Origin of the sequence: Rhizobium sp. AB2/73 (assembly GCF_020871915.1) — a bacterium.
GTDB classification, from domain to species: Bacteria; Pseudomonadota; Alphaproteobacteria; order Rhizobiales; family Rhizobiaceae; genus Rhizobium; species Rhizobium dioscoreae.
This window is the reverse complement of sequence record NZ_CP067072.1, coordinates 63,294-77,042: the sequence shown is the minus strand read 5'-3', so window position 1 is coordinate 77,042 and position 13,749 is coordinate 63,294. Positions and strand designations below refer to the sequence as shown.

The following is a 13,749-nucleotide window of genomic DNA, read 5'->3' as shown; positions in this document are numbered from 1 at the left end:
GCTGACAATCATCGAACCGACGCCCATGACCTTGCTGAATGCCCAAAATCTTTCGCTTGCTTTCGGCTCGACACAGGCTTTGTCGGCAGCGTCTCTAACCGTTGATCGCGGCGAGGTCGTCGCACTGATGGGCGCGAATGGCGCCGGCAAGTCGACTCTGGTCAAAATCCTGTCGGGTATTCACCGCGCCGATTCAGGCATCGTCCTATGGAACGGCGCGGATTATCGCCCCGAAAGTCCGGCCGAGGCAACAGCGCGAGGCATCGTTGCCGTGCATCAATCGACCGATGTCGTCGGGGTCGCCGGCCTTTCGGTCGCGGATGCGCTGCTGCTCAACCAATATGTTGACGGACGCCAGCCCTTCTTTCTGTCGAAACGTTCAGTGCGGCGGAAGGCAGAAGCGATCCTCTCTGAAGCCGGCTTCGACTTGCCGCTCGATCGAGATTTCGGCAATCTCGGCACTGCCGACCGACAGATGGTCGCCATTGCGCGCGCCCTTTCCAATCAGGCGCAATTGCTGATCCTCGATGAGCCGACCGCAAGTCTGTCTGCGCGCGAGGCGAGCCGGCTTTATGATATCGTCCGTCGGCTGAAGGCCCGCGGCCTGGGCATTCTCTATATCTCGCACCGGACGGCCGATCTCGATGCGCTCGCCGATCGCGTGGTTGTTCTGCGCGGCGGCCGCAACGTCGGTGCCTTCTCGCGCCCGATTGACTTCGACGCCGCCATCGAAACCATGATCGGCCGTTCCATGAAGGCGGCTCGCCCGCATCGCCGTGAACAATTCGACCGGACCATACTGGAGCTTCAGGGCGTACAGCTGTTTGCCGACAGCCCGCCGGTCGATCTCAGGCTTCATGCCGGCGAGGTCGTCGCCATTACCGGCGTTCTCGGCGCCGGCAAGAGCCGGCTTCTGTCTACGCTTTTCGGCCTCGAGCGCTTTGCCGCCGGCACGGCGCTTCTGGATGGCATTGCATTTCAGCCCGGCTCGCCCGCGGACGCAATCGCGCGTGGCGTGGTCATGGCTGCCGCTGACCGGCATCGCTCTTCTCTGATGCCATCGGACTGGCCCGGAGAGAGTATTGCGGCAACGATCAGCCTACCGCACCTGAAACGCTGGTATCCGTCGGGCTTCCTGTTTTCCGGGCATGAGAGCCGTGAGGGAGAAAGGGCCATCCGGCGCCTCGGCATAAAGGCCCCCGGTCCCCAGGCGTCCGTCTGGTCTCTTTCAGGCGGCAATCAGCAAAAGGTCGTGCTCGCGCGCTGGGAAGCCGAGCCAAGCCGCCTGCTGCTGCTCGACGAGCCCTTTCAAGGGGTCGATGTCGGCGCCCGCCAGGACATTATCGCGGCCATACGCGCCCATACCGACCGCGCTACGCTGATCGCCACATCCGATCCGGAAGAGGCACTCGAAGTCGCCGACCGGGTGCTGGTGATGGAACATCATGGTCTCAAAGAAGCCGTTGATGCGGCCTCGGGCGGCCGGCAGAACGAGGAATATGCCTGATGAGTGAAGGTACCGTGGAAATCCCCGAACGGATCAGGCGGGCGAACCATGCGATATCGCCGCAGGAATTCGTGCGGCGAGGCGCTGTATTTCTCCTCCTCATTGCCCTTATCATCATCTTCAGCTTCGCCCAGCCGGCCTTCATCAGCATTAACAATCTGATGAGCATCCTGCAGGCGGTTTCGGTGGTCGCCATCATCGGTGCCGGCGTGACGGTGACGCTTGCCATCGGCGGTTTCGATCTATCCGTTGGCGCGGTGGCTGCCTCCAGTGTCATGGCCGCCAGCTATGCCATGATCGTATGGAACCTCGATGTCTATGAGACCGTGCCGCTGGTGCTCGCCTTCGGCGCGATCGTCGGGCTCGTCAATTCTCTGCTGATCGTTCGGCTGAAGGTGCCGGATCTCCTCGCGACCCTCTCCACCATGTTCCTGCTCACGGGATTGCAGCTGATCCCGACAGCCGGACGCTCGATCTCGGTGGGTTTGATCCTTCCCGATGGGACGAAGGCGATCGGCAAGGTCGATCCCGCCTTTTTGACGATAGGACGTTCAAGCCTGTTCGGCACCATTCCCTTTCCCGTCATTCTGATGCTGGTCGTGGCGCTCGTGCTTTTCGTGCTGACCGAGCGTACGCGCCTCGGTCGGCTTCTTTACGCAACCGGCGGCAATGAAGCCGCGACCAGGCTCGCCGGCGCCAATATCGCCCGTCTGAAGACCTTTGCCTATGTGCTGTCAGGCGTTCTCGCTTCGCTCGGCGGCATCATCGTTGCCGCCCGCGTCGGTCGCGGCGACGTCTCTTCCGGCGCATCGCTGCTGATGGACTCCGTAGCGGCCTCGCTCATCGGCTTTGCCGTCCTTGGCCTGCGCCGCCCCAACGTTCTTGGCACGACGATCGGAGCGGTCTTCGTCGGTGTGCTTCTGAACGGCCTGACGATGCTGAATGCGCCCTATTATACCCAGGATTTCATCAAGGGTGCCGTTCTCGTCGGCGCGCTTGCGCTGACCTACGGGATCGGCCGCAGCAAAATCTGACCTAGCGATCGACTCTTGCACCGAAGCGCGCCCGATAAAAGCCGGGTGTTATGGCAAGATTCTTGAGAAAGGCCCTATGCAGCGTGTCGAGGCTTGAAAAGCCCGAACGCTCGGCGATGCGGGCCAGCGGCCAATCAGAACTTTCGAGAAGCGCCTTTGCCCGCTCCAGCCGAGCAGCTTCGACGAATTGCGCCGGCGTTGTTCCGGTTTCCTTTCGGAAACTGCGCGAAAAGGTGCGCTCGGTCATGCCAACCCGACTGGCAAGAGCAGGTCCCGATAGATCCCCTATGGGATCGTCGATGATCTCGCTCAGGAGCTGACGCAAGCGCGGTGTCGCATTCGCCTGAAGGGCAAGACCCGCGCTGAACTGGGACTGACCGCCCGGCCGGCGCATGAACAATACCATCTGTCGCGCAACGGCAAGAGCGGTCTTCGGACCACAATCGGCCTCGACCAGCGCCAGACAGAGATCGATGCCAGCCGTAATGCCGGCTGAGGTGAAGACGGGCGGCTCCGCCACAAAGATGGCGTCGGGCTCGACCTCGATCTGAGGCCGCAATTCCTTCAAAAGGGAACAGGAATTCCAATGCGTGGTCGCTCGTCTGCCATCGAGGAAGCCGCCGGCCGCGAGGATGAAGGCTCCGGTGCAGACGCTGGCCATGCGCCGGGTAGGCTTCGCCCGCGAATGCAGCCAGGCAAGCAGGTCCGTCTGAAATATGACCTGCCGAAGCCCATCCTCACTGCCGCCGGAGAGGATGATCGTATCGAGATCGGCGGGCAGTTGTTCAAGGCTCATGGTCTCGCCGAAGACAAGGCCGCCGGCGGAACTGCTTTTCACCGATCCACCGGCCGGGGACGCGAGCACGACTTCGTAAGGCGGCGCACCCTCGGGCAAATGAAGGTTCGCCATCGCGAAGACCTCCATGGGTCCGACGATATCGAGCGCCTGAACACCGTCATAGCCGATAACGACGATGCGCCGAGGGGAATGTCCAGAATCCTGCATTGGCGGAAAATGCGATATCTTTGTCATTTTCGCCAGCCTGCGAACCAAATATTTCCGAGGGTATGACATCAAAAATCTGGACACGTGCCATGGATCGCCATTCCCCCAAAATCTTGTTCCTCGCCCTGCTCGTATTTTGCATTGCGGTTTTCCCTTTCGTGAGACCTGCGATAGCTGCGGAAAATGCCATCCGGCTCCCGACGTTCAAAGCCGGACGGACACGGCCCCTCATCGCGATCGCCGCCGACAACCGGGGCACGGAGACAACCGATCTCGTCATACCCTACGGCGTCCTGCGCAGTGCCGGTGTCGCCGACGTCGTTATCGTCTCGACCCAGGCTGGCATCGTGAATCTCATGCCGGCGCTGAAAATCAAGCCGGACGCGACAATGCGGGATTTTGACCGTGAGCATCCGGAAGGCGCCGATATCGTCATCGTCCCCGCCATGCATGATAACAGAAGCCGCAACGTCATTGCCTGGATTCGCGAGCAATCATCGAAGGGCGCGATGGTCGTTTCGATCTGTGAGGGCGCCTGGCTTGCGGCAAGGGCCGGCGTATTCGACGGCAAGCGCGCCACCACCCATTGGTACGCCTTCGACGAAATCCGCCGTACCTTTCCGCGGACAGAGTGGGTTCATAACCGGCGTTACATCGTCGACGGTAATGTCATGAGCACCGCGGGCGTCACGGCATCGATCCCCGCTTCCCTAACTCTGGTGGAGGCCATTGCTGGCGCGCAGAAGGCGCGCTTAGCTGCCACCCGGCTGGGTGTCATCGATTGGAGCAGCGCGCATGATTCCGCACCGTTTCACATGACAGCGAGCCGCCTCTGGCGCTTTGTCGGCAACACCCTTGCCTTCTGGGACCACGAGATCATCCGCCTGCCCGCGCAGGACGGTTTCGATGAAATCGCTTTGGCGCTGACGGCGGATGCGTGGTCGAGAACCTATCGTTCGAAGGCTGTCATTGCGGAGCCGGCCCAATCCATCCGTTCGCGCAGCGGTCTCCTGCTTGTGCCGGACCTTTCAACCCATACCGATGCCTCGGTCGTGACGGTTCCCGCGCGCCCGCCCGCGCAGGCGCTGGATCAGACGCTGTTCGAAATTACCGCGCGGTATGGTGCGCGAACATCTGATATCGTCGCGCTGCAGCTCGAATATCCCATACAGCATTGATTCCATCATTATCCACCACCGATCTCGCAAAGTTCGGCGGTGGTCGACGGCTGCGCTCTCGTGATGAACACCGCAGCTAAGGCATGACTTGCGCCACCTTTACCGTTGCCTTTTCGGCAATCGATAGTGCGCATAATTGTTCTTTATTAGAACGCTGAATTCCCTCATCATCCCCGGCATTGGTGAATAACGAGACGAAAAGTCCGATCGCCCAATCAACAGGGGAACTATCAGCATGTCTCAATTCATGATGGATCGTCGCCGTTTCCTATCCAATGCCGCCTTGGTCGGGGGTCTTGCTGCGACCCAGACCTTCGTCGGCATCCGTGCCGGCAAGGCCGCCGATGTTGCCGAAGTGCGCATGCAGCTCGGCTGGCTTGCTTCCAACGGACTCATCGGCGAAGTCGCGGCACAGAAGAAGGGCTTTTTCACCGAGCAGGGCATCAATCTCACCATCGTCCCCGGCGGCCCGAATGTCGATGGCGTTGCCGGCGTTGCGGCAGGCCAATCCACCATCGGGCAGATTTCCTCCAGCCCGTCCGTCATGCTCGCGCGCTCGGCCGGCATGCCGGTCAAGGCGTTTCTGGCAGGATACCGTAAGCATCCCTTTACATATTTCTCGCTGAAAAAGGCGCCGATCCGCGAGCCGAAGGACATGATCGGCAAGACGATCGCCACCCAGCCGACCGCCTTTATCCTGCTGCGCGCGCTCCTCGCCAAAAACGGCATTCCGGAAGACAAGGTGAAGATGGTCAACATGGGCTCCGACATGAACCAGCTGATGACCGGCCAGGCCGATGCCGTCACCGGCTGGGTCACGAACACCAATGCGCTGAAGGTGCTCGGCGACGATCGTGTCGACATGATGCTCTGGGATGCCGGCCTGCAGCTCTACGCCAACGTATATTATACGACCGACGAACAGCTCGACAAACATTCCGACGTGCTGGTGCGCTTCACCAAGGCTGCCGCCAAAGGTTGGGGTTACGTCCGCGACCATCCGGAAGAAGCCGTCGACATGCTGGTCGATGCCTATCCCAATCTCGACAAGGCCAGCGAGCTTGAAGCCGTCCACCCGGTCATCGATTTCTCCTTCGGCGATAGCACCAAGCAGACCGGCTGGGGCGCGATGAACAAGGACAATTGGGCAGCACAGATCAAGGCTTACGCCGATCTCAAGCAGTTTACGGGAGAAATACCGACCGTCGATGACGTCGCCACCATGGCGATCCTCGACGCGACGACCGATATCCGCAAGCAGATCGGATGATTGCCATGATGAGCGCCGCCACCATCCAGCAGCAGCCGCTACCGGTCGTCGAAACGTCAAGGCTTGCCGTTTCCATTCGCGATCTCGATATTCGCTTCGGCGACAAGGGCAACGAGTTCACTGCTCTGTCCAAGGTCTCCGTCGATATTGCGGAAGAATCGTTCGTCACCATGCTCGGGCCGTCCGGATGCGGCAAGTCGACCTTGCTGCGCTGCATCGCCGATCTCGTTGACATCAGCGACGGTTCGGTTTCGGTTTTCGGCAGACCGCCACGAGAGGCGCGCCAGGGTCGCGATTTTGCCTTCGTCTTCCAGGAGGCAACGCTTTTGCCGTGGCGGAGCGTCATCGACAATGTCCGCCTGCCGCTGGAAGTCGGCAGGCACGACAAAAGCTCCTACGCCGATCCCATGGAGCTGCTCGCTCTCGTCGGCCTCAAAGGTCGCGAAAATGCCCTGCCGCACGAATTGTCCGGCGGCATGCGCCAGCGGGTCGCCATCGCCCGCGCCCTGATAACAAAGCCACGTATCCTGCTGATGGACGAGCCCTTCGGCGCTCTGGATGAAATCACCCGCGACAAGCTCAATGAGGAACTGCTCCGCATCTGGCGCGAAACGGGCACGACCATCGTTTTCGTCACCCATTCCATTCCGGAGGCGGTCTTCCTCGGTCAGCACGTGCTGATGCTGCAGGCCCACCCCGGCCGGGTGAAAGAATTCATGAAGGTCGATCTTCCCTATCCCCGCGCCCTTGCGATGCGTGACACGGTCGACTTCATCAAAGTGACCGCGCATCTGCGCGCGCTGCTGGAGGAATGCATATGAGCAACGCCGTGCACTCCGACATCAGCCACATCGCCAAGGCGCCGCGTAAGGTCGCCATCCTTGACGCAACCGTCGGTGTTCTCTCCTCGCATATGCCGGCGATTCTTGCGGCACTCGGCTGCATCGTGCTCTGGCAGGCGGTCATTTGGATCTTCAAGATCCCGACCTTCATGGCGCCAAGCCCGCTCGATGTGCTCTCTGCCTTTCGCGACAATGCCGCGACGCTGACGCGAAACTTCCTGCCAACCGTGCTCGAGGCCGTTCTCGGTTTCGTCTTCGGCAATCTCGTCGCCATACTGCTGGCGATCTGGTTCGTCCACAGCACGATGGCTGAGAAGGCCTTCTATCCGATCGCCGTCTTCGTCAAGGCGATCCCGATCATCGCGCTTGCGCCGATCCTAGTCCTGATCTTCGGCAATGGCATCGCTCCAAAGATCATCATCGCCGGCCTCATCTGCTTCTTCCCGACGCTGGTCAACATGGTGCAGGGGCTACGCTCCGCCAGCCCCGCAATGCTCGACCTGATGCGAGTGCTTTCGGCCAGCAATTCGGAGATCCTCTGGAAGGTCCGTCTGCCAAGCTCGCTGCCATTTCTGTTCGCCGCACTAAAAATTGCGGCAACGAGCAGTGTCATGGGCGCGATCGTCGCGGAATGGATCGGTTCCAGCTTCGGGCTTGGCGCACTCATCATCGAGGCGACCTACAATTTCCGCTCGCCGCTGCTTTACGCGACGGTTGTCATTGCCGCGCTGCTGGCCGTGATCCTCTTCTTCATCGTCTCGGTCGCCGAGGCGAAGATGATCCGCTGGAAGCCGGCGGGACAGCATTAAAGCTTAGAAAACATCGAGGGAACACCAATGGAACAGGTTATTCACCAGCCTGCACGGGATATCCGTGTCGTCGATCGCTCCGATGTGGTTGTGGTCGGCGGTGGCCCGGCAGGGATTGCCGCTGCCATCTCGGCCGCACGTAACGGCGCCAGCGTCACGCTTCTCGAACGTTATCCCTATGTCGGCGGACTTGCCGCCGGCGGCATGGTGCTCGTGCTCGACGACATGATCAACGAGCTCGAAATCACCGTGCGCGGCATTTGCATGGAGATGATCGAGCGTATGAAGCGCTGGGGACTCTGCGTGACCCCGACCGATCGCGATCGCCTGATCGAATTCCGCGATACGCCGGAGGCCTGGCAGCGCTGGGCGCGCTGGGGCCTTTTCGACTTCCACACCCAGTCGATGCCGCATCCGATCTGTTTTTCGGCCGCCTTCGATCCCGACGCCTTCAAGCGCGCCGCCTATGACATGATCGCCGAAGCGAAGATCAAGCTCAGGACCCATAGCTGGTTCTCCTCGGCGATCGTCGAAGGTGGCGCAATCAAGGGCGTCATCTGCCAGACCAAGGAAGGTATGCAGGCAATCCTCGGCGATGTCGTCATCGACACGACGGGCGATCTCGATGTCGCTGCAAGCGCGGGGGCTTCCCATGTCGAATCCAACTTCATCCTGACGACGGTCTCGCGCTGGGGTGGCGTCGATACGGAAGCGGCGGAGCGTTTCGAACGGCAGGAGCCGGAAGCCTTCAAGGCGCTCGATCACGAAGCCAAGCGGCTGATCGGCGGTTGCTGGTCCTTCTGGTGGCTGAAGACGCCGCTGCCGGGCGTCGTCTGGCTGAACTGCCCGCATATGCCGACGCTGAGTGGTCTGAAGGTCGACGACCTGACCAAGGCGGAGATGGAAGGCCGCTCGCGGATCGCAAAGCTGCTCGATTTCGCGCGGGAAAAAATGCCCGGCTTCGAGAACGCCTATGTCGTCGATTTCGCGCCGCAGACCGGCGTGCGCCAGACACGGCTGTTGCAGGGAGATTATGTCGTGACGAAGGACGACGTCATGACCCGCCGCCATTTTGCGGACACGGTCTGCCGCGGCCGCGATTACTACACGCCGTACCGCGCCATGCTGCCCAGGGAGGTCGATCAGCTGATCGTTGCCGGCCGGCATTATTCGGCAACGCCGCAGGCACAGAAATCCAGCCGCGAGATCCCGCCCTGCATGGCGATGGGCGAAGCGGCGGGTGTCGCAGCAACGGTTGCCCTCAATGCCGGAACGACCGTTCGCAAGGCCGATATTCGGGCAATTCAGAAGCAGATGCGGGCTCAGGGAGCCGATCCAGGCGACATTCCCTCGGAGAACGCGACATATTTGGAGGCTGCAGAATGACGACTTTGCCACTCGACGGAATCCGCGTGATCGATTTCACGCAGGTCATGCTCGGCCCTTCCTGCACGCAGGTTTTGGCCGACTATGGCGCCGAAGTCATCAAGATCGAGAAGGTCAAGATCGGCGATCTCTCGCGTTGGTCGCTGGGCTCCGATCCGGACGGGCTCAACAATCCGGTCTTTTGCTCCTTGAACCGCAACAAGAAGAGCCTGGCGCTCGATCTGAAGGATGCCGGCGCCCGCAAAACCGTCCAGGCGCTGCTTGAGACTGCCGACGTGGTCGTCAACAACTTCCGGCCGGGCGTCATGGAGCGCATGGGTTTTGGCTATGAGGATCTCAAGAAGATCAATCCGTGCCTGATCTATGCCGTCGGCACGGGTTTCGGGCTGACCGGCCCCTATCAGCATAAAGGCGGTCAGGATGTGCTGGCGCAGGCCGTCTCCGGCGTCATGCGCCGCAAGTCGGACAATAGCCACCCGACCTCGATCTATGCCACGCCGCTTGCCGATTACTCGGCCGGCATGCATCTCGTCCAGGGCATCCTGCTTGCCCTGCTGCAACGCGACAAGACCGGCGAAGGCCAACAGGTCGCCGTCAGCCTCTACAACTCCATGATCGCCATGCAGATGCAGGAGGGCACGACGCATCTGATGCGGCAGAAGGATCTGAACTGGGGCGCCTTTCCGCTGACGGGTGTTTTCGAGACAACGGACAGCGCGATCGTTATGGTCGGTGCCTTCAAGCCGAACCCCTTGCGCGACATCTGCGAGGCGTTGGAGATCGAGGACCTCTCGCAATATCCGCACTACAAGGATTTCGATGCCCAGATGGCGCGGCGGCCGGAATTGCAGGCGATCTTCCGCGACAACTTCGCCAAGAACAGCACCGCGCACTGGATTGCACGGCTGGAAGGAGTCGACATCCTCTGCGCCCCGGTGCGTTCACTCCCCGAGGCGCTGAAGGACGAGCAGACGATCATCAACAAGATGATCCTCGAGGCAGGCGAGACCGCAGCCGGTCCCATCCGTCTGATCGGCTCGCCGATCGACATGTCAGCCGCGCAGGTGACCGTGCGAATTTCTCCGCCGCAGCTCGGTCAGCACAATGACGAAATTCTGGCTTCGCTTTCCGAGGTGCAGGGAGATGCAGCATGAGCGTCTCCTTCGCCGTAGGAGATCGCGTCGCCCGCGTCACGCTGGACCGGCCCGACCGGATGAACGCAGTCGATGCCGAGACGGAAGCCGAACTTGAGTCGATCTGGGCGGAGATCGAGAAGCGCGACGATATCAGCTGCGTCGTCCTGACAGGCTCAGGCGAAAAGGCTTTTTGCGCAGGCGCCGACCTCAAGGGCGGCAGCGGCAGTTCCGGCGTCGATTATTGGACCGTCGGCCGGGAAAACGGCTTTGGCGGCCTCGCGTTCCGCCGCTCGCTCGACGTGCCCGTCATCGCCCGCGTCAACGGCTACGCGCTGGGCGGCGGCTTCGAGATGGTGCTCGGCTGCGATATCGTCATTGCGGTGGAGACGGCACGCTTCGGCCTGCCGGAAGCGCGCGTCGGCCGCATGCCGCTCGATGGCGGCATGGTGCTGCTCCAGCGCAAAATCCCGTTCAACCGCGCCATGGCCGTGATGCTGACGGGACGTCAGTTCGGCGCCCACGAAATGGCAAGCTATGGTGTCGTCAACGAAGTCGTATCGGCTGGCGAACTCGATGCTGCTGTCGATCGCTGGGTCGCCGACATCGTCGCCTGCGCGCCGCTGTCGCTGCGGGCGATCAAGCAGACGGTCAATCGCACCGCCCATTTGAGCCCGGCCGAGGCACAGGCGCTGCGGACGCCGGCGCTCATCAAGGCGCTGAAAAGCGAGGATGCGATGGAGGGTGTAGCGGCCTTCCGCGAGAAGCGTGCGCCCGTTTGGCGCGGCAGATAGGCATGCTATAGCTTCAAGATTGCCGAGGGCTTTCTATGCATGCCAGCATCCTGAAATATTTCACCGAGGTCGCACGCTCTGGATCCATTCGCAAGGCGTCCGAAGAGCTGCATGTGGCAACCTCCGCCGTCAGCCGCCAGATCAAGAAGCTCGAAGACGAGCTTGGAACGCCGCTGTTCGAGCGCTTTTCCGACGGTTTACGGCTGACATCGGCCGGCGAAATCGTGCTGCGCCACGCCAAGGAGACGCTGCAGGACTTCGAGGTAATGAAGTCCAATCTCGGTGACCTTCAGGGAAAGAATACGGGCCGCGTCCATATCGCCGCCCTCGACAGCCTGCTCGTCACGTTTCTTCCTGATTTCATTAAGAGGTTTCATAAGCTGCATCCTGCGGTCGACTTTCGCGTCCGAGCGGGAGCCTACAACAATATTTTCCATTTCATGGCGGCGGGCGATATTGATATCGGCATCAGCTTTGACCTTGCGACCCCACATGACCTGAAGCTTGTGGGGTCGATCCGCACAGCCTTCATGGCCATGGTCGCTTCATCGCATCCACTGGCTAGGGCGAAATCGGTGACGCTGCCGGAATGCGCGCAATATAAGCTGCTTCTGGCGCTCGACAGCGAAGTCGTCAGTTCGGCGATAGCGGTCGAGCTTGCGGGGCTTAATCGTGTGGGGCGAACGTTGGTCGCATCCAACAATCCAATCCTCCTCAAACCATTAATCATGTCGGGAGACGGCATTGGTTTCTTTACCCCGGTTGGACTCTGGCCGGAAATCCAGACGGGCGAGATCGTTGCCATTCCGATTCGGGACTTCAAGCTCAGCACCGTCGATATCGCTGTTTTCGTCCCCCGCGATCGGCATTTAACTCATGCTAGCCAAGCGGTCATCGAGCTGCTTAATACCGAGTTGCGCAGGTTCGGCGAGGATTTGAGAGCCATCGTCAGCAGATGAGAAAAGTATGAAAACGATCCGCCTGCTAAAATGCCCTGGCTACGACCCGGCCACGCGCTTCGACAGATTGACAGACCTGCCATTGCAGTTCAACGCTGCGACTGCGCTGCCCGGCGGCCTCATCCTCCCCTCGCCCGTCAACGCCCATGATCATGGCTATGGCATCCGCACACTTGATTTTGGCTCGGCCGACGACGCACTTGAGGTGTGGATACCGGGCTTGAGGCTGCGGCCGCGCACCGATCCTTATCTCGAGGCGCTTGTCGCCTTCGGCCGGCTGGCCAAAACCGGCGTCGGCGCGACGATGCACTGCCACAACTCGCTCAATGTCGATCGTCTGGTCGATGAGGCAAACGCCGTCATACGGGCCGCCAACGATATCGGCATTCGACTTGCGCTTTCCTGCCCGCTGCTCGACTATGATGCCTGGGCCTATGATGGCGGGCCGCAACGGCTGAAGCCGTTTCTGTCCACAGGTGATTGGCAGGCGTTGGAGCCGACCGTCCCGGCCTACGCTCCGATCTCTGCCCAACTTGCAGCCGTTGAGGCGGTTGCTGCGGCCAACACCAGCCCGCTGGTCGATGTGCAGTATGGGCCGATCGGGCCGCAATGGTGCTCGAACGCGCTTCTGGAGGCGATTGCGGAGGCTTCCGCGCATCATAATCGACGCATACACATGCATCTGCTCGAGAGTCCCCGCCAGCGTCTATGGCTGGACCGCCGCTTTCCCGAGGGCATTGCCAACTATCTCGACAAAATAGGCTTCCTGTCGCCACGGCTCGCCATCGCCCATGGCGTCCAATTGCGCCCCGATGAACTTGAACTGCTTGCCGAGCGCGGCGTGCAGCTCGTCAGCAATCCCTCAGCCAATCTTCGCCTTCGCTCCGGCATCGCTCCGATCGCATCCATGACCGAACTCGGCGGTCCCGCCTTCGCCATCGGCCTCGATGGCACAGGGCTGGATGACGATCAGGATCTATGGCGGGAAATGCGTCTCCTTTATCTGCTGCATGGCGGACGTAACCTGATACGACGGTTGACGGCCGAGAATGTCTTCGACGCAGCAATCCGGGTTGGGAGGCAGGTCATTAATGCCAGGAGTGCGGAAGACTTTACGATCATCGACTACAAAGCCCTCATCGCCGATGCGCTGTTCGATGATGTCGACGAGGCGGAGGTCTTGTTGACGCGCATGAGCGCGCAATATGCCAGCGGACTTGTCGTGGCTGGCCGCGAGGTGATGCGCGGAGGCGAACTGACAGGCGTCGACTTCGATGCTGCCCTTGCCGAGCTCCTGGCGCAGGCAAGAGCCGATCTGCCGAGACTTGAGAGGCAACGGCCTCTCGTCAACGCATTGTCAGAAGCGACGCGCGCCTATTATGCGAGTTGGCCCGGCATTTCCTGATATCGCGAGAGGCAACAACCACTGCCCAAAGGGCAGCGGAGACACCTAATCCGGATATCTTTGCATCACAAGCGATTTTGGGGCGCACCATCGTAAGCCGCCACGAAGGGATGATCGAGACTGGTCGTGCGGCTCTTGTCCCAGCCGCCGGGGGCACCCCAGCCGGTCACGCCGTCGGCAAAGAAATCGCGGTTGACGTCGCGCAGGAACAGCCGCTCCGCCGGCATTTCCTCATCCCACAGGATGGCGTCGACGGGACAGACCGAGAGGCAGAGGCCGCAATTGATGCACTCGTCCGGATGGATGTAAAACATACGTCCGCCCTCATAGATGCAATCGACCGGACAGGCGACAGTGCAGGCGCCATCCTTCGTATCGATGCAGGGCTCGGTGATTACGTAAGCCATAACGCTCGCCTCGCAGCGC

The 13,749-nt window shown here is 61.0% G+C and carries 13 protein-coding genes; 11 read left to right on the top strand and 2 right to left on the bottom strand.

The features are described from left to right. Positions 1-25 precede the first annotated feature (25 nt). Together I8E17_RS20065 and I8E17_RS20060 are read left to right on the top strand one after the other, a co-directional pair. Positions 26-1,507: a sugar ABC transporter ATP-binding protein gene (locus I8E17_RS20065; RefSeq protein WP_069610251.1), complete on the top strand. Its 1,482-nt coding sequence runs from the start codon at positions 26-28 to the stop codon at positions 1,505-1,507. Next, complete coding sequence (locus I8E17_RS20060) at positions 1,507-2,541, top strand: ABC transporter permease (protein ID WP_069610250.1); 1,035 nt, start codon at positions 1,507-1,509, stop codon at positions 2,539-2,541. Before I8E17_RS20065 ends, I8E17_RS20060 begins: the two co-directional genes overlap by 1 nt. A gap of 1 nt (position 2,542) precedes the next feature. Here I8E17_RS20060 and I8E17_RS20055 read toward each other — a convergent pair whose 3' ends face one another. Beyond that, positions 2,543-3,574: a helix-turn-helix domain-containing protein gene (locus tag I8E17_RS20055; protein WP_229002169.1), complete on the bottom strand. Its 1,032-nt coding sequence runs from the start codon at positions 3,572-3,574 to the stop codon at positions 2,543-2,545. 62 nt (positions 3,575-3,636) lie between these two features. Here I8E17_RS20055 and I8E17_RS20050 point away from each other — a divergent pair, with 62 nt between their 5' ends. The 9 genes from I8E17_RS20050 (at position 3,637) to I8E17_RS20010 (ending at position 13,323) form a co-directional block, all read left to right on the top strand. Continuing rightward, entirely contained in the window at positions 3,637-4,725 is a 1,089-nt protein-coding gene (locus I8E17_RS20050; protein WP_083258022.1) for a DJ-1/PfpI family protein, read from the top strand. A 235-nt stretch (positions 4,726-4,960) separates the two neighbouring features. Continuing rightward, the gene (locus tag I8E17_RS20045) at positions 4,961-5,995 is read left to right on the top strand and encodes an ABC transporter substrate-binding protein (protein ID WP_069610249.1); all 1,035 of its coding nucleotides are present in this window, start codon (positions 4,961-4,963) and stop codon (positions 5,993-5,995) included. A gap of 8 nt (positions 5,996-6,003) precedes the next feature. After that, entirely contained in the window at positions 6,004-6,816 is an 813-nt protein-coding gene (locus I8E17_RS20040) for an ABC transporter ATP-binding protein (RefSeq protein WP_069610460.1), read from the top strand. Beyond that, positions 6,813-7,646 (top strand): ABC transporter permease, encoded by an 834-nt coding sequence (locus I8E17_RS20035; RefSeq protein ID WP_069610248.1) that lies wholly within the window; start codon positions 6,813-6,815, stop codon positions 7,644-7,646. Before I8E17_RS20040 ends, I8E17_RS20035 begins: the two co-directional genes overlap by 4 nt. Positions 7,647-7,673: 27 nt before the next feature. Beyond that, positions 7,674-9,032, top strand: a complete 1,359-nt coding sequence (locus I8E17_RS20030) for an FAD-dependent oxidoreductase (protein WP_069610247.1) — start codon at positions 7,674-7,676, stop codon at positions 9,030-9,032. Further along, a complete protein-coding gene (locus I8E17_RS20025) occupies positions 9,029-10,186 on the top strand; it encodes a CaiB/BaiF CoA-transferase family protein (protein ID WP_069610246.1) in 1,158 nt (385 codons plus the stop codon). The genes I8E17_RS20030 and I8E17_RS20025 overlap by 4 nt, the downstream gene beginning before the upstream one ends. Beyond that, on the top strand, positions 10,183-10,959 hold the full coding sequence (locus I8E17_RS20020) for an enoyl-CoA hydratase-related protein (RefSeq protein WP_069610245.1): 777 nt from the start codon (positions 10,183-10,185) through the stop codon (positions 10,957-10,959). Before I8E17_RS20025 ends, I8E17_RS20020 begins: the two co-directional genes overlap by 4 nt. A 35-nt stretch (positions 10,960-10,994) precedes the next feature. Beyond that, positions 10,995-11,918 carry a LysR family transcriptional regulator gene (locus I8E17_RS20015; RefSeq protein WP_069610244.1) on the top strand — a complete coding sequence of 308 codons (924 nt, stop codon included), beginning with the start codon at positions 10,995-10,997 and terminating at the stop codon, positions 11,916-11,918. Between the two features lie 7 nt (positions 11,919-11,925). Continuing rightward, positions 11,926-13,323, top strand: coding sequence for an amidohydrolase family protein (locus I8E17_RS20010; protein WP_069610243.1), 1,398 nt, complete (start codon positions 11,926-11,928; stop codon positions 13,321-13,323). Between the two features lie 65 nt (positions 13,324-13,388). Here I8E17_RS20010 and fdxA read toward each other — a convergent pair whose 3' ends face one another. Then, positions 13,389-13,730, bottom strand: a complete 342-nt coding sequence (gene fdxA, locus I8E17_RS20005) for a ferredoxin (RefSeq protein WP_069610242.1) — start codon at positions 13,728-13,730, stop codon at positions 13,389-13,391. Positions 13,731-13,749: the final 19 nt, after the last annotated feature.